Source organism: Foliimonas ilicis (assembly GCF_039939195.1).
In the GTDB taxonomy this organism is placed as follows: Bacteria; Pseudomonadota; Alphaproteobacteria; order Rhizobiales; family Rhizobiaceae; genus Foliimonas; species Foliimonas ilicis.
Genome location: NZ_JBDUUH010000004.1, coordinates 326,227 through 349,296, shown reverse-complemented (window position 1 = coordinate 349,296; position 23,070 = coordinate 326,227). Strand labels below are relative to the sequence as shown.

General features: G+C 58.8%; 24 protein-coding genes. 18 read left to right on the top strand and 6 right to left on the bottom strand.

The genetic code is table 11. The features are described from left to right. Positions 1–51: 51 nt before the first annotated feature. The 4 genes from ABFT80_RS12075 to ABFT80_RS12060 all read left to right on the top strand — a co-directional run bounded on the left by ABFT80_RS12075 (position 52) and on the right by ABFT80_RS12060 (position 2,065). Entirely contained in the window at positions 52–450 is a 399-nt protein-coding gene (locus tag ABFT80_RS12075; RefSeq protein ID WP_347972153.1) for a PaaI family thioesterase, read from the top strand. A 92-nt stretch (positions 451–542) separates the two neighbouring features. Continuing rightward, entirely contained in the window at positions 543–1,040 is a 498-nt protein-coding gene (locus tag ABFT80_RS12070) for an RrF2 family transcriptional regulator (protein WP_347972222.1), read from the top strand. 28 nt (positions 1,041–1,068) lie between these two features. Further along, positions 1,069–1,527 carry a carboxymuconolactone decarboxylase family protein gene (locus ABFT80_RS12065; RefSeq protein WP_347972152.1) on the top strand — a complete coding sequence of 153 codons (459 nt, stop codon included), beginning with the start codon at positions 1,069–1,071 and terminating at the stop codon, positions 1,525–1,527. A gap of 160 nt (positions 1,528–1,687) precedes the next feature. Next, a complete protein-coding gene (locus tag ABFT80_RS12060; RefSeq protein WP_347972151.1) occupies positions 1,688–2,065 on the top strand; it encodes a DoxX family membrane protein in 378 nt (125 codons plus the stop codon). A gap of 50 nt (positions 2,066–2,115) precedes the next feature. On the opposite strand, the gene ABFT80_RS12055 is transcribed toward ABFT80_RS12060, so the two are convergent. Next, on the bottom strand, positions 2,116–2,754 hold the full coding sequence (locus ABFT80_RS12055) for a TetR family transcriptional regulator C-terminal domain-containing protein (RefSeq protein WP_347972150.1): 639 nt from the start codon (positions 2,752–2,754) through the stop codon (positions 2,116–2,118). Positions 2,755–2,977: 223 nt separating this feature from the next. Between ABFT80_RS12055 and ABFT80_RS12050 the strand changes: the two genes are divergently transcribed. From ABFT80_RS12050 to ABFT80_RS12010, 9 genes are all read left to right on the top strand, one after another. Further along, positions 2,978–4,306 carry an aspartate aminotransferase family protein gene (locus tag ABFT80_RS12050; RefSeq protein ID WP_347972149.1) on the top strand — a complete coding sequence of 443 codons (1,329 nt, stop codon included), beginning with the start codon at positions 2,978–2,980 and terminating at the stop codon, positions 4,304–4,306. 5 nt (positions 4,307–4,311) lie between these two features. After that, entirely contained in the window at positions 4,312–4,602 is a 291-nt protein-coding gene (locus ABFT80_RS12045; protein WP_347972148.1) for a cupin domain-containing protein, read from the top strand. A gap of 8 nt (positions 4,603–4,610) precedes the next feature. Next, positions 4,611–5,861 carry a Zn-dependent hydrolase gene (locus ABFT80_RS12040; RefSeq protein ID WP_347972147.1) on the top strand — a complete coding sequence of 417 codons (1,251 nt, stop codon included), beginning with the start codon at positions 4,611–4,613 and terminating at the stop codon, positions 5,859–5,861. 67 nt (positions 5,862–5,928) lie between these two features. Next, on the top strand, positions 5,929–7,380 hold the full coding sequence (gene hydA, locus ABFT80_RS12035) for a dihydropyrimidinase (RefSeq protein ID WP_347972146.1): 1,452 nt from the start codon (positions 5,929–5,931) through the stop codon (positions 7,378–7,380). 227 nt (positions 7,381–7,607) lie between these two features. Beyond that, positions 7,608–8,408 carry an ABC transporter ATP-binding protein gene (locus tag ABFT80_RS12030; protein WP_347972221.1) on the top strand — a complete coding sequence of 267 codons (801 nt, stop codon included), beginning with the start codon at positions 7,608–7,610 and terminating at the stop codon, positions 8,406–8,408. 36 nt (positions 8,409–8,444) lie between these two features. Continuing rightward, the gene (locus ABFT80_RS12025; RefSeq protein WP_347972145.1) at positions 8,445–9,323 is read left to right on the top strand and encodes an ABC transporter permease; all 879 of its coding nucleotides are present in this window, start codon (positions 8,445–8,447) and stop codon (positions 9,321–9,323) included. Continuing rightward, positions 9,320–10,456 (top strand): ABC transporter permease, encoded by a 1,137-nt coding sequence (locus tag ABFT80_RS12020; RefSeq protein WP_347972144.1) that lies wholly within the window; start codon positions 9,320–9,322, stop codon positions 10,454–10,456. The genes ABFT80_RS12025 and ABFT80_RS12020 overlap by 4 nt, the downstream gene beginning before the upstream one ends. A 50-nt stretch (positions 10,457–10,506) precedes the next feature. After that, positions 10,507–11,472 carry an ABC transporter substrate-binding protein gene (locus ABFT80_RS12015; RefSeq protein WP_347972143.1) on the top strand — a complete coding sequence of 322 codons (966 nt, stop codon included), beginning with the start codon at positions 10,507–10,509 and terminating at the stop codon, positions 11,470–11,472. A gap of 162 nt (positions 11,473–11,634) precedes the next feature. Continuing rightward, complete coding sequence (locus ABFT80_RS12010) at positions 11,635–12,918, top strand: cystathionine gamma-synthase family protein (RefSeq protein WP_347972142.1); 1,284 nt, start codon at positions 11,635–11,637, stop codon at positions 12,916–12,918. A 309-nt stretch (positions 12,919–13,227) separates the two neighbouring features. Here ABFT80_RS12010 and ABFT80_RS12005 read toward each other — a convergent pair whose 3' ends face one another. From ABFT80_RS12005 to ABFT80_RS11995, 3 genes are read right to left on the bottom strand one after another with little or no spacing between them, the layout of a single operon-like run. After that, entirely contained in the window at positions 13,228–14,877 is a 1,650-nt protein-coding gene (locus ABFT80_RS12005; RefSeq protein ID WP_347972141.1) for a thiamine pyrophosphate-binding protein, read from the bottom strand. Next, the gene (locus tag ABFT80_RS12000; protein ID WP_347972140.1) at positions 14,874–16,049 is read right to left on the bottom strand and encodes a CaiB/BaiF CoA transferase family protein; all 1,176 of its coding nucleotides are present in this window, start codon (positions 16,047–16,049) and stop codon (positions 14,874–14,876) included. Before ABFT80_RS12000 ends, ABFT80_RS12005 begins: the two co-directional genes overlap by 4 nt. Before the next feature lie 54 nt (positions 16,050–16,103). After that, positions 16,104–17,051: an alpha/beta hydrolase gene (locus tag ABFT80_RS11995; RefSeq protein ID WP_347972139.1), complete on the bottom strand. Its 948-nt coding sequence runs from the start codon at positions 17,049–17,051 to the stop codon at positions 16,104–16,106. Positions 17,052–17,171: 120 nt separating this feature from the next. Here ABFT80_RS11995 and ettA point away from each other — a divergent pair, with 120 nt between their 5' ends. From ettA to ABFT80_RS11970, 5 genes are all read left to right on the top strand, one after another. Continuing rightward, positions 17,172–18,821 (top strand): energy-dependent translational throttle protein EttA, encoded by a 1,650-nt coding sequence (ettA, locus tag ABFT80_RS11990; RefSeq protein WP_347972138.1) that lies wholly within the window; start codon positions 17,172–17,174, stop codon positions 18,819–18,821. An 11-nt stretch (positions 18,822–18,832) separates the two neighbouring features. After that, positions 18,833–19,600 carry a trans-aconitate 2-methyltransferase gene (gene tam / locus ABFT80_RS11985; protein WP_347972137.1) on the top strand — a complete coding sequence of 256 codons (768 nt, stop codon included), beginning with the start codon at positions 18,833–18,835 and terminating at the stop codon, positions 19,598–19,600. Positions 19,601–19,716: 116 nt separating this feature from the next. Beyond that, positions 19,717–20,838, top strand: a complete 1,122-nt coding sequence (locus ABFT80_RS11980) for a beta-ketoacyl-ACP synthase III (protein ID WP_347972136.1) — start codon at positions 19,717–19,719, stop codon at positions 20,836–20,838. Positions 20,839–20,929: 91 nt separating this feature from the next. After that, positions 20,930–21,355, top strand: a complete 426-nt coding sequence (locus ABFT80_RS11975) for a hypothetical protein (protein ID WP_347972135.1) — start codon at positions 20,930–20,932, stop codon at positions 21,353–21,355. Between the two features lie 21 nt (positions 21,356–21,376). Then, complete coding sequence (locus ABFT80_RS11970; RefSeq protein WP_347972134.1) at positions 21,377–21,991, top strand: MOSC domain-containing protein; 615 nt, start codon at positions 21,377–21,379, stop codon at positions 21,989–21,991. A 228-nt stretch (positions 21,992–22,219) separates the two neighbouring features. Here ABFT80_RS11970 and ABFT80_RS11965 read toward each other — a convergent pair whose 3' ends face one another. Beyond that, positions 22,220–22,528, bottom strand: coding sequence for a DUF2293 domain-containing protein (locus ABFT80_RS11965; RefSeq protein WP_347972133.1), 309 nt, complete (start codon positions 22,526–22,528; stop codon positions 22,220–22,222). Then, positions 22,525–23,028 carry a tRNA (N6-threonylcarbamoyladenosine(37)-N6)-methyltransferase TrmO gene (gene tsaA, locus ABFT80_RS11960; RefSeq protein ID WP_347972132.1) on the bottom strand — a complete coding sequence of 168 codons (504 nt, stop codon included), beginning with the start codon at positions 23,026–23,028 and terminating at the stop codon, positions 22,525–22,527. Before tsaA ends, ABFT80_RS11965 begins: the two co-directional genes overlap by 4 nt. Positions 23,029–23,070 lie beyond the last annotated feature (42 nt).

Here is a 23,070-nt window from a genome sequence, read left to right as displayed (position 1 = left end):
CGATGGCCGCTGGATGTTTGGCGGCCATCAGTAGAAATGTTAAGTGACTGAATGTTGAAAATCGGACGACAGGTTCTAGCCGCGCAACCTTTCAGTGCCTTACTGGGCACAGAACTTCTGGCATTCGAAGAAGGGCATGCAGAGCTTGCGCTGGATTTGAAGCCGGAGCATCTGCAGCAAAATGGCTTCGCCCATGGCGGCATACTCAGCTATCTCGCGGATAACGCTCTGACCTTCGCGGGCGGTTCCGTCCTCGGCATCAAAGTGCTGACGCTGGAGTTCAAGATAAACTATCTGCGCCCGGCCAAAGGCGCGCGGCTTGTCGCCCGTGCCAGGGTTATCGGAAATGGCGCGAACCAGGCCGTCTGCGCTTGCGATATTTTCGTCATCGACGATGGCGTGGAAAAAGTCTGCGCTGCGGCGCAAGGGACAATCTGGAAAATCGCTTAGGAAACGCGGCATGTCGCATGCCGTGTTTTCGATTTCATTATTGTGGATAAAAAATATCCATGATAAGAATTATCTGAAATAGGAGATGTATGATGAAACTCGGTGATGGGGTCGAAGCAGCAATCCATTGCGCGACGATGCTGGCTGGTCTGGAGCAGGGGCGAACGCTGCCAGCGAGTGCCTTGGCCGAGTATCACGGCGTGTCACCGAGCTACCTTCTCAAGCATTTGAAGGAACTTGCCGGCGCAAAGATTTTCGAATCCGTCTCCGGTCCGCATGGCGGCTATCGCCTTGCGCGTACGCCCGAGCGCATCAGTCTTCTGGATATCGTGCTTGCAGTGGAGGGACCGGCTCCGGCTTTTCGCTGTGCCGAAATCCGGCAGCGCGGGCCGGGCAGGCTCGAAGCGTCTTCCTATGTGAAGCCATGCGGCATCAACACCGCCATGCTGCGGGCCGAACGAGCCTACCGCGCTGTTCTGGCCGAAACGAAGCTTTCGGACATCGTTGCCGGATACCAGGCCGAAGCCGATCCACGCGCTATCACCTTCGCGTGCAGCTTCGTGTCGCGCAACCAGCGGCCGCAAGCCTGATTTTCATCGAAAAAGAAAGGAAAAGATCATGAAACCACGTCTCGAATTCTTCAAAGCGGATACTGAATTGCTGAAAGCAGTGCAAGCGATGAATGCCACTGTCGATCAATGCGGCCTTGAAAAAGAATTGCTGCATCTGATCAAGCTTCGGGCTTCACAGATCAATGGCTGCTCATATTGCATCGACATGCACACACGCGAAGCGCGCCATGATGGCGAGAGTGAACAGCGCCTCTATCTCGTCTCCGCCTGGCGTGAATCGCCGCTCTATTCCGAGCGCGAGCGCGCCGCATTCGAATGGACGGAAACGCTGACGCGGATCGCCGACAAGCCGGTGACGGATGGCCTTTATGCTGAAATGCTGAACCATTTCAGCGAGCAGGAACTGGTGCAGCTTTCGGTCGCTATTGGCATGATCAATGTCTGGAACCGGCTGTGTGTCTCTTTTCACGCTGTTCATCCCGTAGCCAGAGCCAAGGCGGCGTAGTCTTTGATCGGTTGTTGTGCGTCCTCGAAGGACGCACAACGCCAGCCTTCCTCAAGTCACCCTTTAGAACAATGTTGGCACAGGCGGCTCTTTACCATGCCGCCGACTTCCCATCGCGCAGCCGATCGTCTAATCCCGTTGCCAACAAATGGAGGGGACAATGACGACAGCGGCAATTTTGATGATCCTGGGACGCGCGATTTTCGGCGCATTCTTTGTCATCGCTGGAATTCGCAATTTCATCCATTTCAGTGAGCGAAAGGTTCTCGCCACGAACTATGGATGGCCTTTGCCCGCCCCATTGCTGGCGCTCGGTTTCGCCGCGCAATTGCTGGGCGGCCTGTTGCTGATTTTCGGAGTGTGGGTTGTTGCCGCTGCGCTCGTCTTGATTGTGTTTTTGCTGGCCGCGACGCCGCTCTATCACAATCTCTTCCTGTTTCACGGCAAGGAACGCGACCCGCATCTTTATCTGACGTTGGTCAACATCACGCTGGTTGGCGGATTGTTTCTGATAATCGCAAACGCGCTAACATTTTAGTTGAGCATCGGAGTGTCCGAAAACCGGATTCCACTTTTCGGTCCGATGCTTTAGGTCTTCGGCCTCAAGCCGTCGAGGAAAAGACCTTCCAGAAAGCGCGCGGCGTCTTCGAACCGGCCTTCGCCGCCTCGATCGATGCCAAGCACTGCGCGCACCTGCACGTCGAAATCGGCATAATGCTGCGTGGTTGCCCAGATCGAAAAGATCAGATGCCAAGGGTCTGTCTGCACGATCTGGCCCTTGCGCATCCAGCTTTTGATGATCGCTGCCTTCTCGTCGCATAGTGATTTCAACTCGCCTTCCAGCATCGGCATGATGCGCGGTGCGCCTTGAAGGATTTCATTGGCGAACAGGCGGCTTTCACGCGGAAAATCACGCGCCATTTCCAGCTTTCGGCGAATGTAGGAGCGGATTTCGGTGATCGGATCGCCGACATCGTCGATCTCGCGCAGAGGCGCCAGCCAGGTATCGAGAAGGCGTTGCATCAGCGTGGTGTGGATGTCTTCCTTGCGCCGGAAATAGTAGAGCAGATTGGGCTTCGACATGCCTGCGGCTTCGGCTATCTGGTCGATCGTGGCCCCGCGAAACCCATGTGTGGAAAACACATCGAGTGCGGCTTCAAGGATGATTTCGCGCTTTTCCTGCTGGATGCGCGTCGTGCGGCGCTGTGGCTTTACGTCGATGTTCATGCTGGGCTTTCCGTGAAATCGCCGCGCCTGTGGACCAATCCGCTGGACCAGTTTTTCCCGACCTGTGGAGCGCGCTCTCTTTGGGGCATTTCCGGTACTATTTCCTTGACCGCCTCTCTGGCGGTGCTAACGTTTGTCCAAACGGTCAAAAATCGTAGCACGACTACGAGCGTTGAACCAAGCGTTGGCCGTATCAAACAGACTACAAGGGGAATGCTTGGTTATGTCAAACAGGCTCAAGGTTGCGCCTAACGATCTCAGTGCGTTTTGGATGCCGTTCACGTCGAACAGGCAGTTCAAGCAAGCGCCGCGTATGCTGGTCGCTGCTAAGGATATGCATTACACGGCCTCCGATGGCCGCCAGATTCTCGATGGAACGGCTGGCCTCTGGTGCGTAAACGCCGGTCATTGCCGCCCGAAAATCACCGAGGCGATCCAGAAGCAGGCCGCCGAGCTCGATTATGCGCCGGCCTTCCAGATGGGCCACCCGATCGTGTTCGAACTGGCCAACAGGCTGGTCGACATCGCCCCGAAGGGCATGGACCATGTTTTCTTCACCAATTCCGGTTCGGAATCGGTCGATACCGCGCTGAAGATGGCGCTGGCCTATCATCGCGTGAAGGGCGAGGGTGCGCGCACCCGTCTCATCGGTCGCGAACGCGGCTATCACGGCGTTAATTTCGGCGGCATTTCGGTCGGCGGCATCGTCACCAATCGCAAGATGTTCGGCACGCTGCTTGCAGGCGTCGACCACATGCCGCACACGCATCTGCCGGGCAAGAATGCCTTTACGAAGGGCGTGCCGGAGCACGGCGCGGAACTCGCGGACGAGCTTGAGCGCATCGTCACTTTGCATGACGCATCGACCATCGCTGCGGTCATCGTGGAGCCGGTTGCCGGTTCGACCGGCGTTCTGATCCCGCCGCAGGGCTATTTGCAGCGTCTGCGCGACATCTGCACCAAGCATGGCATCCTGCTGATTTTCGACGAAGTCATCACCGGTTTCGGCCGTCTCGGCACGCCATTCGCATCGGATTATTTCGGCGTCGTTCCCGACATCATGGTGACCGCCAAGGGCGTTTCCAACGGCGTGATCCCGATGGGCGCGGTGTTCGTGAAGAAGGAAATCCACGACGCCTTCATGAACGGACCGGAACATCTGATCGAGTTTTTCCACGGCTACACCTATTCCGGCAGCCCGATCGCGTCCGCTGCCGCACTCGCAACGCTCGACACCTACAAGGAAGAGGGCCTGCTGACGCGCGGCGAGGAAATCGGACCGTATTGGGAAGAGGCGCTGCATTCGCTGAAGGGCGAGCCGCATGTGATCGACATCCGCAATATCGGCCTGATCGGCGCGATCGAGCTGGAATCGATCCCCGGAAGCCCGACCAAGCGGGCATTCCAGGCATTCGTGAAGGCATTCGAACGTGGTGCGCTGATCCGCACAACCGGCGACATCATCGCTTTGTCGCCGCCGCTCATCATCACCAAGGGCCAGATCGATGAGTTGATCGATCATGTCCGTGAAGTTTTGAGGGCTGTGGATTAACAGGCATGAGCCGGGCGCAGGCACATCATGAAGTCCTGATCGATGACGAGAAAGTACGCGTCACACGATGGGATTTCCTGCCTGGTGCCGAAACCGGCTGGCATCGTCACGGCATGGATTATGTCGTGACGACGCTGACGCCCTGTGCGTTTCTGCTGGAAGAGCCCGGCGGCGGAAGCCGGCGGGTGGACATGGAGGCAGGCGTCGCTTACAGGCGCCAGGAAGGTGTCGAGCACAATGTCATCAATGCTGGTGGCGAGCCGATGTCTTTCGTTGAAGTTGAACTGAAAGTTTGAGGTCGTTAATGGCTGCTCCCGGCGAAAATCTGCGCATCAACTCGGATCGTCTCTGGGATTCGTTGATGGAAATGGCGAAGATCGGACCCGGCATCGCGAATGGAAACAACCGCCAGACGCTGACGGACGAAGACGGCGAAGGCCGCAAGCTTTTCCAGAAATGGTGCGACGAGGCCGGACTGAAAATGGGCGTCGATCAGATGGGCACGATGTTCGCGCGCCGCGAGGGAACCGACCCGGAAGCGCTGCCGGTCTATGTTGGCAGCCACCTCGACACACAGCCGACCGGCGGCAATTTCGATGGCGTGCTTGGCGTGCTTGGCGGCCTCGAAGTCATCCGCTCGCTCAATGATCTCGGCATCAAGACCAAGCATCCCATCGTCGTCACCAACTGGACGAATGAGGAAGGCGCGCGCTTCGCGCCCGCAATGCTGGCCTCCGGTGTTTTCGCTGGGGTGCTGAAGCAGGATTGGGCTTACGACCGCACCGACGCCAAGGGCAAGCGCTTCGGCGACGAGCTGGAGCGCATCGGCTGGAAGGGCGGGGAAGAAGTCGGCACCCGCAAGATGAAGGCGTTTTTCGAACTTCACATCGAGCAGGGACCGATCCTTGAAGACGAAAATATCGACATCGGCGTCGTCACTCACGGGCAGGGGCTTTACTGGCTGCAGGTAACGCTCACCGGCACCGAGGCACACACCGGCTCGACGCCCATGTACAAGCGGCGCAACGCCGGTCTCGGCATGGCGCGCATCACCGAGCTCGTTCATGAAGTCGCGATGGATTACCAGCCCGATGCGGTCGGTACGGTCGGTCATATGGAAATCTATCCAAACTCGCGCAACATCATCGCGGGCAGGACGGTCTTCACCATCGACATCCGCTCGCCCGACAAGGAAACGCTGGACGAGATGCGCGCGCGCATCGAAGACGGCATCGGCACGGTCTGCGAAGCGCTCGACATCGAACATGAGATCGAGGAAGTCGGCCATTTCGATCCGGTCGCCTTCGATGAAGGCTGCATCAAGGCGGTTCGCGATGCAGCGGAACGCCTTGGCTACACGCATCGCGACATCGTTTCCGGTGCTGGCCACGATTCCTGCTGGATCAACCGCGTCGCGCCGACATCGATGATTTTCTGCCCATGCGTCGATGGCCTGTCGCACAATGAAGACGAAGACATCTACCCGGAATGGGCCGCTGCTGGCTGCAACGTTCTGTTCCATGCCGTGGTCGAGACGGCGGAGATTGTGGAGTGATGTGAATCGCTTAGACTGAAATCTTCACCGCTCGCCAGAAGCCGGAAGAACTAAGGGGAACTGCTATATGTCGAAAGTCATCAAGAACGGCACGATCGTCACCGCCGACCGTACCTATAAGGCCGATCTACTGATCGAAAATGGAACGATTACCCAGATCGGGCCTGACCTTAAAGGCGACGAGACGTTCGATGCGACGGGCTGCTATGTAATGCCGGGCGGCATTGACCCGCACACGCATCTCGAAATGCCGTTCATGGGTACTTATTCCGCCGACGATTTCGAAAGCGGCACGCGCGCCGCACTTGCTGGCGGCACCACGATGGTCGTCGATTTCTGCCTGCCGTCCCCCGGCCAGTCCTTGCTGGAAGCGATCCAGATGTGGGACAACAAATCGGTCAAGGCGTGCTGCGACTATACTTTCCACATGGCGATCACCTGGTGGGGCGAGCAGGTGTTCAACGAGATGGCGCAGGTCGTCGACCGCGGCATCAACACGTTCAAGCACTTCATGGCCTATAAGGGCGCGCTGATGGTCGATGACGACGAGATGTATTCGTCGTTCCAGCGCTGCGCGGAACTCGGCGCTTTGCCGCTGGTTCATGCCGAAAATGGCGATGTCGTTGCCCAGCTTTCCAGAAAACTGCTCGATGAAGGCAATAATGGCCCGGAAGGCCACGCCTATTCGCGCCCGCCCGAAGTGGAAGGCGAGGCGACCAACCGCGCGATCATGATTGCCGATATGGCCGGTGCGCCGCTCTATGTCGTGCATGTGTCGTGCGAGCAGAGCCATGAAGCGATCCGCCGCGCGCGCCAGAAGGGAATGCGTGTTTTCGGCGAGCCGCTGATCCAGCATCTGACGCTCGATGAGAGCGAGTATTTCGACAAGGATTGGGACCATGCCGCGCGCCGTGTCATGAGCCCGCCTTTCCGCAACAAGCTGCATCAGGATTCGCTTTGGGCCGGTCTTCAGGCAGGCAGTTTGCAAGTGGTCGCAACCGACCATTGCGCCTTCACGACCAAGCAGAAGCGCACCGGCGTCGGCGATTTCACGAAAATCCCGAACGGAACGGGCGGTCTGGAAGACCGCATGCCGGTTCTGTGGACGCGCGGCGTCAACACCGGCCGCCTGACGATGAACGAATTCGTCGCCGTCACCTCCACGAACATCGCCAAGATATTGAATGTTTATCCGAAAAAAGGCGCGATCATCGAAGGCGCGGATGCCGACATCGTGGTCTGGGACCCGAAGCGTTCGAAGACGATCACCTCGAAAAAGCAGCAGTCGGTCATCGATTACAATGTGTTCGAAGGCTTCGAAGTCACCGGCCTGCCGCGCTTCGTGTTTACGCGTGGCGAGTTGGCGATCGAAGAAGACAAGGTAGACGTGAAGCCCGGCCACGGTCAGTTCGTGGCGCGCGAGGCCAACGCGCCGGTCAACCGCGCGCTTTCGAAATGGAAGGAAATCACCGCCCCGCGCAAGGTCGAGCGCAGCGGTATTCCGGTTAGTGGGGTTTGATTGAGCGTGGCAATCGTCATCACCCCCCTCTGGGCTGCCGCCCATCTCCCCCTCAAGGGGGGAGATCAGATTTCAGAACTGTTTTCGCTTTTCGCTGAAGAACAAGCTGGTAGGCAAAATCTGCTGATCTCCCCCCTTGAGGGGGAGATGCCCGGCAGGGCAGAGGGGGGTATCTCAGCGCCGCCCGGTAAGGGGCTTTCACTACAATGAACACCTTAGCCAGCCCCATGAAGCCAGCCACGAAAATCTCAAGCCCCGTAATCGAGGCGCGAAATCTCAGCCTTACCTTCGAGACCAATGACGGACCGGTGCGGGCGCTGGCCGATGTTGATCTCACCATAAACAAGGGCGAGTTCGTTTCCTTTATCGGCCCTTCGGGTTGCGGCAAGACGACGTTTCTGCGCGTCATCGCCGATCTCGAAAAGCCGACTTCCGGCACGATTTCCATCAATGGCATGACGCCCGAACAGGCGCGCGAAAAACGTGCCTATGGCTATGTCTTTCAGGCCGCAGCCCTGTATCCGTGGCGCACCATCGAGCGCAATGTCGCGCTTCCTTTGGAAATCATGGGATTGTCGCGCAAGGAGCAGAAGGAGCGGATCGAACGCACGCTCGATCTCGTCAATCTCGGCGGCTTTGCCAAGAAATACCCGTGGCAGCTTTCCGGCGGCATGCAGCAGCGCGCGTCGATTGCCCGCGCGCTGGCATTCGATGCCGATCTGCTGTTGATGGATGAGCCTTTCGGTGCGCTGGACGAGATTGTGCGCGATCATCTGAACGAGCAATTGCTGGAGCTTTGGTCGCGCACCAACAAGACGATCTGCTTCGTCACGCACTCGATCCCGGAAGCCGTTTATCTCTCGACACGCATCGTCGTCATGTCGCCGCGTCCCGGCCGCGTAACGGATGTGATCGAGTCCACGCTTCCACATGAACGCCCGCTCGACATTCGCGAGTCACCGGAATTCCTTGAAATCGCCGCGCGGGTGCGTGATGGGCTGAGGGCGGGGCATTCCTATGAGGATTGAGATGGACGCACAACCCCTAAGCCGGGGGCGCTGAAAATGGATCGCGCCAGCCAAAAAATCGTCCCCGTCCTGTCGCTTCTGGCAGGCCTCGTCGTGCTTTGGTACATCTTCGCCGTGATCCTCAACGCCCCGTTCCAGCGCGATCTCGACCGGCGCGCCGGTGAAACCCCCACAACGATGGAATTCATCGCTAAGACGCTATCCCAGCCGAAGCCGACCATGCCGACTCCGGCGCAGGTCGCTTCCAACTTTTTCGAGAACACGTTCCTGCGTAAGCCCACCAGCAATCGCAGCCTCGTCTATCACGCATGGGTCACGCTTTCCTCGACGCTGCTCGGCTTCGCGTTCGGCACCGCGCTCGGCATTCTGATTGCCGTCGGCATCGTTCATGTCATCACGCTCGACCGCAGCCTGATGCCGTGGATCATCGCGTCGCAGACGATCCCGATCCTTGCTGTCGCACCGATGATCGTCGTCGTGCTTGCGGCAATCGGCATTACGGGTCTGATCCCGAAGGCTTTCATCTCGACCTATCTGTCGTTCTTCCCGGTCGCGGTCGGCATGGTGAAGGGGCTGCGCTCGCCCGAGATCATGCATCTCGACCTCATGCACACCTACCATGCCAGCCCGTCGCAAATTTTCTGGAAGCTGCGCCTGCCTGCATCCGTGCCGTTCCTGTTTGCCTCGATGAAGGTCGCGGTCGCTGCAAGCCTTGTTGGCGCAATCGTCGGTGAATTGCCAACGGGTGCGGTCGCTGGCATCGGCTCGAAATTGCTCGCGGGCTCCTATTACAGCCAGACCATCGACATATGGGCCGCACTCGTCGCTGGCTCTGTCGTCGCGGTCATTCTCGTCACGCTTGTCGGTTTCGTCGGGCGCGTCGTCGAGCGGTCGATGGGAGCACGCCCGGTATGAGTGCGTTTCGTCCCTCCTGGCAGGCTATGTTGGCAGCGGTACTTACCGTCATCGCGGCATTTCTGCTACCTATCTCAACTGCTGAGGTAAGTCTGGATGCACCAGCCGCGTCAGCCTTCATGGCGTTCCTGATCTTCGCCGTTCTTGCCGGTGCGATTGTGGTCGACGGAACGCGACTAGCTGTCGGCATACGCGCGATTACGCTTTTCATATGCGCGCATCTGGCGGTCTATTTGCTCCTCGCGGAAATCGGTAGCCAGAATGGCTCGGCGAGAATGCCATTCTATCTCCTTCTAGCCGCCGCGTGGCTGCTGGCATGGCGTCTGGTGACGATTTTGTCTCTCATGAAGCTGTCTTCGCGAGCAGCCAGAATTGCAATCCGGCTCGTTATCCCGACGCTTTTCGGCGCGTGGATTTTGATCATCTGGGAAGCTTTAACCCGTGGAGCGGGCGTTCCGTTCGTGCTTTTGCCGCCGCCAAGTGCGGTAGGCGTACGCTTCATGAATTCGCTGCCGACGCTTGCCGCAGACGTCAATCAGACCATCTTCAAGGCGGTTCTGATCGGCTATGCCATCGGCTGCGCGGCTGGTTTCATAACGGCAATCCTTGCCGACCGCGTCGAGTTCCTGCGGCGCGGCCTGCTGCCCATCGGCAATATGGTTTCTGCGCTGCCGATCATCGGCGTCGCGCCCATCATGGTCATGTGGTTCGGGTTCGACTGGCAGTCGAAGGCAGCCGTCGTCGTCATCATGACCTTCTTCCCCATGCTGGTGAACACGGTGGCGGGGCTTTCGGCATCCGGCCATATGGAGCGCGATCTGATGCGCACCTATGCGTCGAGTTATTGGCAGACGCTGTGGAAACTGCGCCTGCCGGCGGCTGCACCTTTCATTTTCAACGCGCTGAAAATCAACTCGACGCTGGCGCTGATCGGCGCGATCGTCGCCGAGTTTTTCGGTACGCCGGTGGTAGGAATGGGCTTTCGCATATCGACCGAAGTGGGGAGGATGAATATCGATATGGTATGGGCGGAAATCGCTGTTGCAGCCATCGCGGGTTCCGTCTTTTATGGGGTGATCGCTCTCGCAGAAAGGGCAACCACATTCTGGCATCCGTCTATGCGCAACGGGTAAGGCCGGAATTGCGAAAACAAGAACAACGACAACAACAGAGGGTAACAGCAATGAAAAAACTGATCGTTTCCATGCTGGCAGGCGCAATGTCGCTTGCAGCCGTACAGGCCTGGGCAGCCGACAAGGTTACGCTCCAGCTCAAATGGGTGGCACAGGGCCAGTTCGGCGGCTATTTCGTCGCCAAGGACAAGGGCTTCTACGAGGAAGAAGGCCTCGACGTCGAAATCAAGCCGGGCGGACCGGATATCGCGCCGGAACAGATCATCGCGGGCGGTGGTGCCGATGTGGTGGTTACATGGATGGCGGCCGCACTTTCGGCCCGCGACAAGGGCGTGCCGCTGGTCAACATCGCGCAGCCTTTCCAGAAATCAGGCCTGCAGCTCATCTGCCCGAAGGATGGCCCGGTCAGGACCGAAGCCGACTTCAAGGGCCACACGCTGGGCGTCTGGTTCTTCGGCAATGAATATCCGTTCTACGCCTGGATGAACAAGCTCGGCCTGCCGACCGAAGGCGGCGCGGATGGCGTGACCGTTCTGAAACAGAGCTTCGACGTGCAGCCGCTGATCCAGAAGCAGGCGGATTGCATTTCGGTCATGACTTACAATGAATATTGGCAGGCGATCGATGCAGGCTTCAAGCCGGAAGATCTGGTCGTGTTCAACTACACCGAACTCGGCAACGATCTGCTGGAAGACGGGCTTTATGTCATGGAAGACAAGCTCCAGGACCCGGCCTTCGACGACAAGATGGTTCGTTTCGTCCGCGCTTCGATGAAGGGCTGGAAATACGCCATCGACAATCCTGACGAGGCAGCCGAAATCGTCATGGAAAATGGCGGCCAGGACGAAAACCACCAGAAGCGCATGATGGGCGAAGTGGCCAAGCTGGTTGGCGACGGCAAGCTCGATCCGGCACTTTACGAGCGCACCACCAAGGCGCTGCTCGACCAGAAGATTATCACCAAGGAGCCGGAAGGCGCGTTCACGACCGCAATCACGGACAAGGCTATTCAGTAGCTTTTGAGAGAAAATTTGAGAAAGGGGCGGGCGACCGCCCCTTTTTTATGAGTTTCCGGGTGTTTTCGGAAAATATTCGGGCATTTTTCGCACAAAAATTGCCGGGATTGGCTGCTTTTTTCCTGTAGATTGACGGTTTGAAATCATTCTGGAGGATTGCCCGTGACCGCTCCGCGACCATACAAGACCCATATCGGCAATCATCGCCTGCATCCCGAAACCTTGATGCTGAGCTATGGCTTCGACCCGCTGCTTTCGGAGGGTGCGGTCAAGCCGCCGGTTTTCCTGACGTCTACTTTCGTGTTTCAATCTGCCGAGGAAGGCCGCGATTTCTTCGACTTCGTTTCGGGCCGCAAGGAGCCGCCGAGCGGCACCGGGGCAGGGCTCGTCTATTCCCGCTTCAACCATCCGAACAGCGAAATCGTCGAGGATCGGCTGGCCGTATACGAAGGTGCCGAAGCCTGCATCCTGTTTTCGTCCGGCATGTCGGCTATCGCAACGACCTTGCTCGCCTTCGCGCGGCCCGGCGACGTGATCCTGCATTCGCAGCCGCTTTATGGCGGCACGGAAACGCTGCTTGCGAAAACGCTGTCGAATTTCGGCATCGAAGCGGTCGGCTTTTCCGATGGCGTCAATGAAGCAGCCGTACGCACCGCCGCCGAAGAGGCCGTTGCAAAGGGGTGCATCTCGGTGATTTTCATCGAAACGCCGGCGAACCCGACCAATACGCTGGTGGATTTCGCGCTCATCGGGCGCATTGCAGACGAGATCAAGGAAAAACAGGGCAGTCGCCCTGTTGTGGTTTGCGACAACACATTGCTCGGTCCGGTCTTTCAGCGTCCGCTGGAACATGGCATCGACGTGTCGCTTTACTCGCTGACCAAATATGTCGGGGGTCACTCCGATCTGATCGCCGGTGCCGTCATGGGCAGCAAGGCAGTCACCAAGCCGATCAAGGCGCTGCGCGGTGCCATCGGCACGCAGCTCGACCCGCATTCCTGCTGGATGCTCGGGCGCTCGCTCGAAACGCTCAGCATCCGCATGGAAAAGGCGAACGACAACGCCCGCATCGTCGCCGATTTTCTGGCCGAGCACCCAAAGGTCAAGCGCGTCGCCTATCTGCCCTATCTTGGCGAGGATACGCCTGCCGGGAAGACATTCGCGACCCAGTCGACCGGTGCTGGCTCGACATTCGCCTTCGACATCAAGGGCGGCGAGGCGGCGGCGTTTGCCTTCCTCAACGCGCTGCAAATCTTCAAGCTGGCGGTCAGCCTGGGTGGCACGGAATCGCTCGCCAGCCATCCGGCAGCAATGACGCATTCGGGTGTGCCGCTGGAAGTGCGCCAGCGGATCGGTGTTCTGGATTCGACAATCCGGCTCTCGATCGGGGTTGAGCATCCGGATGATTTGATTGCTGATTTGGCTCAGGCGCTTTCGCAGGTTTGAAGTGGTGCGGTGCGCGCTTCGACGGGCTCAGCATGAGGGAAGTTGGTTCTAGCTAAAGCGGTTCCTGCTTTGACGGAATCACGAGGCGCCCCCTCTGTCCTGCCGGACATCTCCCCCACAGGTGGGGAGATTAGATTTCATCTATGATTTCGCCAGTTTTGATCGTTGCAAAATATGGCGCCTGCAAAGCGGACAGCCAATCGCCCCACCTGTGGGGGAGATGTCCGCCCTTCGACAAGCTCAGGAGGACAGAGGGGGGCGCTGTCCCGCCAGCGTTTCTATTTAAAAATGAAGGGCCTAAGCCAAACCTCAGCGCTTCTCCCGGATCTGCGTCAGCGTCTTAGCTGGCGTAATCGCCTCCGGGTCCAGCTTGATCTCGATGATCGACGGTTTGCCGCTCTGGCGCGCGCGCTCGAAAGCTGGCGCGAAATCCGCAGTTGTTTCGACCGTTTCGCCATGCCCGCCATAAGCCACTGCCAGCGCCGCGAAATCGGGATTGCGCAGATCCGTGCCGATGACGCGGCCCGGATATTCGCGTTCCTGATGCATGCGGATCGTGCCGTAAGTGCCATTGTTCACGACGATGACGATGATCGGCAGATCATATTGCACCGCAGTCGCGAATTCCTGACCGTTCATCAGGAAGCAGCCGTCGCCTGCAAAGACCACGACTTCGCGTTCCGGGAACAGGCCTTTGGCGGCGACGCCTGCCGGTGTGCCATAGCCCATCGAGCCGGATGTCGGTGCCGCCTGCGAGTTGAATTTGCGGAAGCGGTGGAAGCGGTGCACCCAGGTTGCATAGTTGCCCGCACCGTTGGTGATTATGACATCCTCCGGCAAGGTGGTTTCCAGATAGGCCATGATCGGACCCATATGGACGTCGCCCGGACCGCTCTTTGGTGGCGTCGACCATTCGAGATAGCTTTCGTGCAGTTCGGCGGTCTTTTTCGCCCAGACAGGTTCGGCCTTCGGTGAAGTCTTGGCGAAGGCCTGCGCGAATGCGGCAGGGGTCGCGTTGATTGCAAGCGATGGACGATAGACGCGGCCAAGCTCATGCGGGTCGGGATAGACATGCACCAGCGGCTGGTCCGGGTAAGGGCTTTTCAGCAGCGTGTAATCGGCTGACGGCATTTCGCCCATGCGGCAGCCGACGAGCAGCACCAGATCCGAGTTTTTGATGTAATCGCCGAGCTTGGGGTTGATGCCGATGCCGACATCGCCCGCGTAGCTCGAATGCATCTGGTCGCACAGTGCCTGCCTGCGAAAGGAGCAGCCGACCGGCAGCGACCAGCGTTTCAGCGCGGCGCACATTTCCAGCACGGAATCCTCGCTCCAGCGCGTGCCGCCCAGAATGACGAAGGGCCGCTCGGCGCGCGAAAGCATGTCTTCCAGCGTTGCAATTTCTTCTGCGCCCGGACGTGTTTCGACCGGCTGGAACGGCAATGCCGCAGGCGCTTCGACCAAATCTCTCAGCATGTCTTCAGGCAGCGATATGACGACCGGGCCGGGTCTGCCGGACGTCGCGACCGCAAAGGCGCGTGTTACTAATTCCGGCACGCGGGCGGCATCGTCGATCTCGACGACCCATTTGGCGATGCTGCCGAAGAACTGCTTGTAGTCGACCTCCTGAAACGCCTCGCGTTCCTTGATGCCGCGCGCCACCTGTCCGATGAACAGGATGAGCGGGTTGGAATCCTGCGAGGCGATATGGATACCGGCGGAGGCGTTGGTCGCACCGGGACCGCGCGTGACGAAGCAGATGCCGGGCTTGCCGGTCAGCCTGCCGTGGCAATCAGCCATCATCGCCGCGCCGCCTTCCTGACGGCAGATCACCGTGTCGATGCTGGAATCGTGCAGTGCATCGAGCACCGCCAGATAGGATTCGCCGGGAACGCAATAGACGCGGTCGACGCCGTTTACTTCGAGTGCATCGACAATCAGTTGGCCGCCGGTTTTCATCGTCTGGTCTTCTCCAGTTCAGCAAGAATTTCCGCCGTGTGCTCGCCAAGACGCGGCGAGGGGCGATCGTAGATCAGAGGCGTGCCGCCCATCACCATCGGCGCGCGCACCGATGGCAGGCTGTTGCCATGCCCGTCATTAAGGTCGAGGCGCATGCCGCGCGCAACCGTCTGCGGGTCGGCGAACATCTCGCCGATATCGTTGATCGGGCTTGCCGGAACGCCTGCTTTTTCGAGTAGACCCAGCAATGTCGCGCGTTCGAACGTGGCCAGCCTTTCAAGCAAAAGCGGGCGCAGCCGCTCGCGATTGGCGACGCGGGCGGAGTTGGTCGCGAAGTCGGGATCGCCCGGCAAATCGCCCAGCCCGATCACCTCGCAGAACCGCTTGAACTGACCGTCATTGCCCACAGCCAGAATGAAATGCCCGTCCGCCACCGGCAGCACTTCATATGGCGCGATGTTGGGGTGCGCATTGCCCATCTGCACCGGCGGTTTGCCGGAAACCAGATAGTTCAGATTCTGGTTCGCCAGCACCGAGATTTGCGAATCGAAAAGCGCCATGTCGATATGCTGGCCTTGACCCGTGCTTTCGGCATGGCGAAGGGCTGCCTGAATGGCGATGACCGAATAGAGGCCGGTGAAAATATCGGTGACCGCGACGCCCACCTTCTGCGGCTCGCCGCCTGCCGGGCCTGTAATGGACATCAGGCCCGACATGCCCTGAACGATGAAATCGTAACCGGCGCGCGCCGCGTAGGGGCCATCCTGCCCGAAGCCGGTGATTGAGCAATAGACGAGCTTCGGGTTGATCGCCTTCAGGCTTTCATAGTCGAGGCCGTATTTCTTCAACCCGCCCAGCTTGAAATTCTCGATCAGCACATCCGCGTTCGCCACCAGTTGGCGCACGGTTTCAGCGCCTTCCGGCGTCGAGAAATCGACCGCTATGGAGCGCTTTCCGCGATTGCAGGCGTGGTAATAGGCAGCCGAAAGGTTTTCCCCGTCATGGCCGGTCACGAATGGCGGACCCCATTTGCGGGTGTCGTCGCCGCCGTCGGGATTTTCCACCTTGATGACGTCCGCACCAAGATCGGCAAGCTGCTGCCCGGCCCATGGACCGGCAAGAATGCGAGCAAGCTCGATGACGCGTATGCCGTTCAGGGGAGGAGATGCCATGAATACCGTTTCGAATTTAAGATGATCCGGTCTAACAAATATTCGCGGGCAATGTCACCGCCGAACCTCTGTACCAGGTAGAACGCGGACCGCCCAATCCACGAAATCCTGCATGATGATGTTTCGATTCAACTCGTTCAGGCTTTCATGTCGCGTTTGCGGGTAAATCGTTGAAACCAGATTCGAAAATCCCATTCGCCGCATGCGGCTGGCCAGCTCCTGCACAGCCTTTCCATTGTTGGTCGCCGGGTCTTTTTCGCCGCCGACGAGACTGAACGGCAAATCCTTGCGGACATTCGCAAAGTTCCGATCGTCCGCGCCGTAGAAGATGAAGTCGAACACGTCGAGCCACATGGAGACGGAACCGTCCCAGCCGCTTAGAGGGTCTGCCACATAGGCCGCAACTTCCTGCTCGTCGCGCGACAGCCAGTCGGCATCGGTCTTGCGGTCGGGAATTTTGCGCGACCAGTCGCGGAAGGTTAGTTTTGGAATGAGGCGCGATGGCACGTCAGCGCCCATCCTGAATCGCTCGTAGCGCAGGATTAAGCGCGCCGCATGGCCCAAAAGCCCGGCGGAAAAATTCGCATTCCAGATCGCCGCAGCGTCCACCCGCTTAGGGTGCCGCAGCACGAAATTGAGTGCGATCAGCCCGCCCATCGAATGGCCGAAGACGATGACGGGCAGTCCCGGATTTTCCTGCGCAATCAGATCGTGGATCGCGAGCACATCCTCGATCACCCGTTCCGCGCCGCCTGTGGCCGCCAGCCTACCTATCGGTGCATCCGGCGCTTTGGTCGCACCGTGGCCGCGATGGTCATGCGCGTAGGTGTGAAATCCATGGCCCGCCAGAAAGTCCGCAAAACGGGCATAACGAGCCGAATGTTCGGCAAAGCCGTGATTGATCTGCACCACGCCGCGCGGCTTTTCCACTGCGCGCTTTATGTGGAGATTGAGCGTCGCACCTGTCGGTGAAGCGATTTTCCTGATTTCATCGAATGGCATGACTGACCGCCCCCATCGGTCGTTTTCATGTGCGGCGAAGCGTCCTTGCGGCATTGCCCCGTGGCGCAGTTTCGCCTACATAGCGCCCAAACTCCTCAACAGATCAGGGATCAGCCGAGCGTGGCACGCCAATTCATTTATCATATGGCCGGTCTGAACAAGGCATACGGCACCAAGAAAGTTCTCGAAAACCTCAACCTCTCATTCTACCCGGATGCCAAGATCGGCATTCTGGGTCCGAACGGCGCGGGTAAGTCCACCGTTCTGAAGATCATGGCCGGTCTCGACAAGGAATGGTCGGGCGAAGCCTGGCTCGCCGAAGGCGCGACTGTCGGCTATCTGGCGCAGGAGCCCGATCTCGATCCGAACAAGGACGTGATGGGCAATGTGATGGAAGGGGTCGCCAAGAAAACGGCGGTGCTCGACCGTTACAACGAACTCATGATGAACTATTCCGACGAGACGGCTGACGAGGCCGCAAAGATTCAGGACATCATCGACGCGCAGAATCTTTGGGATCTCGAACAGCAGGTCGAGATGGCGATGGAAGCGCTGCGTTGCCCTCCGAGCGATGCCGATGTGACCAAGCTTTCGGGCGGCGAGCGCCGCCGCGTCGCACTCTGCAAGCTGCTGCTTTCGCAGCCGGACCTTCTGCTGCTCGACGAACCGACCAACCATCTGGACGCCGAGACGACCGCATGGCTTGAAAAGCACCTGCGCGAATATCCGGGCGCCGTGCTGATCATCACCCATGATCGCTACTTCCTCGACAATGTCACCGGCTGGATTCTCGAACTCGACCGTGGCCGCGGCATTCCCTACGAGGGCAACTACACCAAATATCTGGACGCCAAGGCCAAGCGCCTCGTTCAGGAAGGCCGCGAAGACGATTCGCGCCAGAAGGCGATCTGGCGCGAGCGCGAGTGGATCGGCTCCAGCCCGAAGGCGCGTCAGGCAAAGTCCAAGGCGCGTATCAAGGCCTATGAAGAGCTTCTCGAAAAGGCCGATCAGCGCAAGCCGAGCGACACGCAGATCGTCATCCCGCCGGGTGAGCGTCTCGGTCAGGTCGTCATCGAATCCGACAATATCAGCAAGGGTTATGGCGACCGCCTGTTGATCGAAGACCTCGAATTCAAGCTGCCGCCCGGCGGCATCGTCGGCGTCATCGGACCGAACGGCGCGGGCAAGACCACCATGTTCCGCATGATTACCGGTCAGGAAACCCCCGACAAGGGCGATTTCCGCGTCGGCGAAACGGTCAAGCTCGGCTATGTCGATCAGAGCCGCGATGCTCTGGATGCTGGCAAGACCGTCTGGGAAGAAGTGTCTGGCGGGGCCGAAATCATCAAGCTCGGCAAGCATGAAGTGAACAGCCGCGCCTACTGCTCGTCGTTCAACTTCCGTGGCAGTGATCAGCAGCAGAGGGTCGGAAATCTCTCCGGCGGTCAGCGCAACCGCGTTCACCTTGCCAAGATGCTGAAGAATGGCGGCAACGTGCTGCTGCTCGACGAACCGACCAACGATCTCGATACGGAAACGCTTTCCGCGCTCGAAGACGCGCTGGAAAACTACGCAGGCTGCGCCGTTATCATCAGCCACGATCGTATGTTCCTCGACCGTCTGGCAACGCACATCCTGGCATTCGAAGGCGACAGCCATGTCGAATGGTTCGAAGGCAATTTCGAGGATTACGAGAAGGACAAGATCCGCCGTCTCGGCCCCGAAAGCGTCAACCCGCGCCGCGTGACGTATAAGCGCCTGACGCGCTAAAGGATTGGAAAATGACTGACTGGTCCGCTTCTCAATATCTCAAATTCGAGGATGAGCGGACCAGGCCGTCGCGCGATCTTCTGGCCCAGATTCCTTTGACCAATCCGCGCCATGCCGTGGATGTCGGGTGCGGGCCGGGCAATTCGACCGAATTGCTGGCCGAGCGCTGGCCAGGCTCGAAGGTCAGCGGTTTCGATACATCGCCTGCGATGATCGAGGCGGCGCGCAAGCGTCTGCCGTCTCTGGAATTCGAGCTTGCCGATGCGGCGACATGGACGCCGGACGATCAGGTCGATGTCATCTTTTCCAACGCCGTATTCCAGTGGCTGCCGGAGCATCCGCAAATTCTGCAGCGTCTGTTCGGGCTTATGGCGCCGGGCGGCTTTCTTGCCGTTCAGATGCCCGACAATCTGGCCGAGCCGGTGCATGTGCTGATGCGTGAAACGGTGAAGGCGATGCCTTTTGCCGAAAAATTCGCTTCCATTTCGCGCAAGCCTTTGCCTTCGGTCGGGCAATATTACGATTTGTTCAGTTCCAACGCGGCGCGCATCGATATCTGGCACACGGTCTACAATCATGCGCTGGCGAACAATGATGCAGTTGTGGAGTGGGTGAAATCCACAGGCCTGAAACCCTATATCGATCCGCTTCCAGAGGATGAAAAACAGGCATTCCTGAGCGATTATCGCGCGCGGATTGCGGATGCCTATCCACCTTCTGCCGACGGCAAGGTGCTTTTGCGCTTCCCGCGCCTGTTCATCGTTGCCCAGCGGAAATGACGGCCGGTTTTTGAAAACTTGCTTAAGCGGACGTAAACTGTTGCGATGCGATTCTGGCTGGCGACAGCGATTCCGCGCCAAGTGCCGGATCAGATCGCGCACAGGACAGTAAAAGCATGAATCGGGTCATCATCAGCGGTATCGGCGTAAAAATTCCCGATGCATCGATCACCAATGAAGAACTGGTCGCAAGCTTCAACGCCTGGGTGGATCAGGAAAATCCCGAACGTGAAAAGCGGGGCGAGGAGCCTCTCCAGAAATCCGACGCCGATTTCATCTTCCACGCATCGGGCGTCAAAGCCCGTCATGTCATCGAGCGCGAAGGCATTCTCGATCCGAACCGCATGACGCCGCGCATTCCGGCACGCGGTGACGACGAACTGTCGCTGCAGGCCGAATTCGGCATCGCTTCGGCCAGAAAAGCTCTTGAGCATGCGGAACTCGACGGGTCGGAAATCGATCTGGTCATATGTGCTGCCGCGCATCAGCAGCGGCCCTATCCGGCAATCGCGATTGAAATCCAGCAGGCGCTCGGTGCGGAAGGCACAGGGTTCGATATGGGGTTGGGCTGCTCGTCGGCTGCCGCCGGGCTGCATGTCGCGGTCAATCTCGTTCGCTCCGGCGCGCATAAGCGCATTCTTGTCGTGACGCCCGAAATCATCACCGGCCATCTGAATTTCCGCGACCGGCAAACGCATTTCATCTTCGGCGATGCATCGACCGCCGTCATCGTCGAGAAATTCGACAAGCGCCGCGCCCATGCGGCGAAATTCGAGGTCATGGAAACGCGTACCTGGACGCAGTTCTCCAACAATATCCGCACCAATCTTGGCTACATGACGCGCACTGCCGCCAAAGACCCCTCCTATATTTCGATGGAAGGCAATCTCATCAAGCAGGTGGGCAACAAGGTCTTCAAGGAAGTGACGGTCGCGGGCCATCGCTTCATCGTGGATTTCCTTGCCGAACACGGGCTGACACCCGAAAGCATCCGCCGCTTCTGGCTGCATCAGGCCAATGCGCGCATGAATGCGATGATCCTGAAGCTCTCCTTCGGCCACGAGGTCGATCACGACCGCGCGCCGATGGTTCTGGAAAAGCTCGGCAACACGGCCGCTGCCGGCGCGATCATCGCGTTTTCGGAAAACCATGCCGATATGCAACCCGGCGATTTTGGCCTGCTCTGCGCGTTCGGCGCAGGATATTCCATCGGCGGCGTGCTGCTGCGGCGGATGTAGAGCCCTTATCTTCCCATCAAACATTTTGTCTGGACAAGCGGTGGTGGTGCGATCCAATTGACGCGTGATGGAAGGAGCATCGTTCGCACAAATGGAAACCAAGCCTCGTCATTTGCACATTTTCATCTCGTCATTCGCGACCAAGGCGGATGCGTTGGGCTTTTCGCAAGAACAATGGGAGCCCGAACCCGGAGAAAATGTTTCGGAGGAGGAATATAAAGCATGGGAGGATCGCAATCCCATCTGGGCCATGGAGGCTGAGTTAGGTTGCGGTTATCTCGACAGCGATATGATCGAAACGATCTGGGGTACGGACGGCAAGGGTCTCGACATCAACTGGACGTATCTGACCTCCTTGATCGGCCCCGAATGTGTTGAACAATGCAAGACCTTGGCATCTTCCGTCTCGAACACGCTTATCATCATTGATGAGACGGCATTGGGCGGGTTCGATTTCGTGTTTCATTCGACGCCGACCATGAATTACTGCGGTTCGTTTCGCGTGCGAGGCTCCTGATGCGGGTGTTCGGAGAAAATTATGCTTGATCTGTTCCAGGCCGACGACGCCGTCGAAATCCTGCCCGCGATGAAGCTCAATGCCGTCGCTGCGGGTGTTTACGATGCGCCGCGCGACCATTTCGAGACGCGCACGGTGCAATCGCTGACACTCGATTTTCAAGGCATTGCGGGCGATTTCCACGCCGGTTACACGCGCCGCTCCGGCGGACGCGAGCCGTGGTATCCGCGCGGCACGGAAATGCGCAACGAGCGGCAAATCTCCATCGTCGCGCCCGATGAACTGGCAATCGTCGCCCAGCGCATGGAACTCGATGAGATCAAGCCGGAATGGGTCGGTGCCAATCTTTTGATGGATGGCGTGCGCCAGCTTTCCATGCTGCCCGCCGGCACCATGCTGTTCTTCAAGGGCGGCGTAACGCTGAAGATCGATGCCCAGAACGGCCCGTGCCGCTTTGCCGGAAAGCTCATCGCCGAGCGCGCGGGCATGGCCGATATCGACGCCGGATCGCTGCTTTTCCCAAAAGTCGCGAAGCGCCTGCGCGGTGTTGTCGCCTGGGTGGAAAAGCCGGGCAAGATCGAGCAGGGCGAGGAGATTTCCGTGCGGGTGTCCGAGCAATGGGTTTATCGGCGTTAAAGCGGTTCCTGCTTGGAAGTAATCGCGAGGCACCCCCCTCTGCCCTGCCGGGCATCTCCCCCTCAAGGGTGGAGATTGGCTGACACAACTCTCAGCCTTCATTCTGCAACGTCAGAAATTGGTGCCGCTCGTTCATGACAAGATAATCTCCACCCTTGAGGGGGAGATGCCCGGCAGGGCAGAGGGGGGTGCTGTCCAGCCAGCGTTTCCGTTTAAAAAAGGAAGGCGCTAACTCTCATCCTCATCAGGATCGAGCAGGCGCGTGGCGCGCCAGCGTGTCAGCACGGCATTGATCTGATCGACCACGAAGAACCGCGCCGAATCCCGGTCGTAGCCTTCTTCGAGCAGTTTTTCGTAATCCGTGTGCTGATGCCGGACATGGGCGACCGTCGCCAGCCAGATCGCGATGCCCGGCGGCAATGTCTTCATATGCACGCGCGTCGCGTCCGTGCGGATCGCTTCGGTGTCCGCATAGGGCGCCATCGGCAGCAGTGCCGTCAGCGATTTGGCAATGGCGCGTTGCCGTCCGGTCGTCATGCGTCACGCCCGGTGATGCTCGCATCGGGAAAGGAATCGATGGACGCGAAATAGGGCTTGATGTCGATTAGCGGCGTTCCGTCCAGCACGTCGATCGCGTCGATTTCCAGCCGTCCCGTTTCAATGTCGAGCGACAGAAGCTTTGCTACATGCAGGCCGAGCGGGTTCGGGCGGGCAGGGGAGCGCAGCGCGAAAACGCCTTTCTGTTCCGTGGCATGGCGCGGTTTTTGAACAATCAGATTCCGCGGAGCGTGGTGCAGCCAGCTTAGCAGGATCACATGGCTGGCATTGGAAAGACCGGTCAGCCCCGGTCGAAACTGCGCATCGATGTTCACCCATGCACTCTGCTCGGTCTCGCGTGCCTGGCGCATGTTCTTCGGACATTCCGAGCGCTGCTTCCACGGCGAAACAATGCGTCCGATAAAGACGATATGCCCGTCTGCCGCTACATCCGCGGGATCGTCTGGCAGGGCAATCTCCCCCTCGCGCTTTTCGAACATGCTCAAGCTCCCGACCAATGCGGCATTTAAATTTGCTGCATC

Coding starts and splice junctions, on each gene's coding strand:
- ABFT80_RS12020 (WP_347972144.1), top strand. CDS start 9,320: ATGAGTGCGTTTCGTCCCTCCTGGCAGGCTATGTTGGCAGCGGTACTT.
- ABFT80_RS12070 (WP_347972222.1), top strand. CDS start 543: ATGAAACTCGGTGATGGGGTCGAAGCAGCAATCCATTGCGCGACGATG.
- ABFT80_RS12000 (WP_347972140.1), bottom strand. CDS start 16,049: ATGGCATCTCCTCCCCTGAACGGCATACGCGTCATCGAGCTTGCTCGC.
- ABFT80_RS12045 (WP_347972148.1), top strand. CDS start 4,312: ATGAGCCGGGCGCAGGCACATCATGAAGTCCTGATCGATGACGAGAAA.
- ABFT80_RS12025 (WP_347972145.1), top strand. CDS start 8,445: ATGGATCGCGCCAGCCAAAAAATCGTCCCCGTCCTGTCGCTTCTGGCA.
- ABFT80_RS12040 (WP_347972147.1), top strand. CDS start 4,611: ATGGCTGCTCCCGGCGAAAATCTGCGCATCAACTCGGATCGTCTCTGG.
- ABFT80_RS12060 (WP_347972151.1), top strand. CDS start 1,688: ATGACGACAGCGGCAATTTTGATGATCCTGGGACGCGCGATTTTCGGC.
- ABFT80_RS12065 (WP_347972152.1), top strand. CDS start 1,069: ATGAAACCACGTCTCGAATTCTTCAAAGCGGATACTGAATTGCTGAAA.
- hydA (WP_347972146.1), top strand. CDS start 5,929: ATGTCGAAAGTCATCAAGAACGGCACGATCGTCACCGCCGACCGTACC.
- tam (WP_347972137.1), top strand. CDS start 18,833: ATGACTGACTGGTCCGCTTCTCAATATCTCAAATTCGAGGATGAGCGG.
- ABFT80_RS12050 (WP_347972149.1), top strand. CDS start 2,978: ATGTCAAACAGGCTCAAGGTTGCGCCTAACGATCTCAGTGCGTTTTGG.
- ABFT80_RS12015 (WP_347972143.1), top strand. CDS start 10,507: ATGAAAAAACTGATCGTTTCCATGCTGGCAGGCGCAATGTCGCTTGCA.
- ABFT80_RS11975 (WP_347972135.1), top strand. CDS start 20,930: ATGGAAACCAAGCCTCGTCATTTGCACATTTTCATCTCGTCATTCGCG.
- ABFT80_RS12030 (WP_347972221.1), top strand. CDS start 7,608: ATGAAGCCAGCCACGAAAATCTCAAGCCCCGTAATCGAGGCGCGAAAT.
- ABFT80_RS11980 (WP_347972136.1), top strand. CDS start 19,717: ATGAATCGGGTCATCATCAGCGGTATCGGCGTAAAAATTCCCGATGCA.
- ABFT80_RS12055 (WP_347972150.1), bottom strand. CDS start 2,754: ATGAACATCGACGTAAAGCCACAGCGCCGCACGACGCGCATCCAGCAG.
- ABFT80_RS11965 (WP_347972133.1), bottom strand. CDS start 22,528: ATGACGACCGGACGGCAACGCGCCATTGCCAAATCGCTGACGGCACTG.
- ABFT80_RS12005 (WP_347972141.1), bottom strand. CDS start 14,877: ATGAAAACCGGCGGCCAACTGATTGTCGATGCACTCGAAGTAAACGGC.
- tsaA (WP_347972132.1), bottom strand. CDS start 23,028: ATGTTCGAAAAGCGCGAGGGGGAGATTGCCCTGCCAGACGATCCCGCG.
- ABFT80_RS12075 (WP_347972153.1), top strand. CDS start 52: ATGTTGAAAATCGGACGACAGGTTCTAGCCGCGCAACCTTTCAGTGCC.
- ABFT80_RS11995 (WP_347972139.1), bottom strand. CDS start 17,051: ATGCCATTCGATGAAATCAGGAAAATCGCTTCACCGACAGGTGCGACG.
- ABFT80_RS11970 (WP_347972134.1), top strand. CDS start 21,377: ATGCTTGATCTGTTCCAGGCCGACGACGCCGTCGAAATCCTGCCCGCG.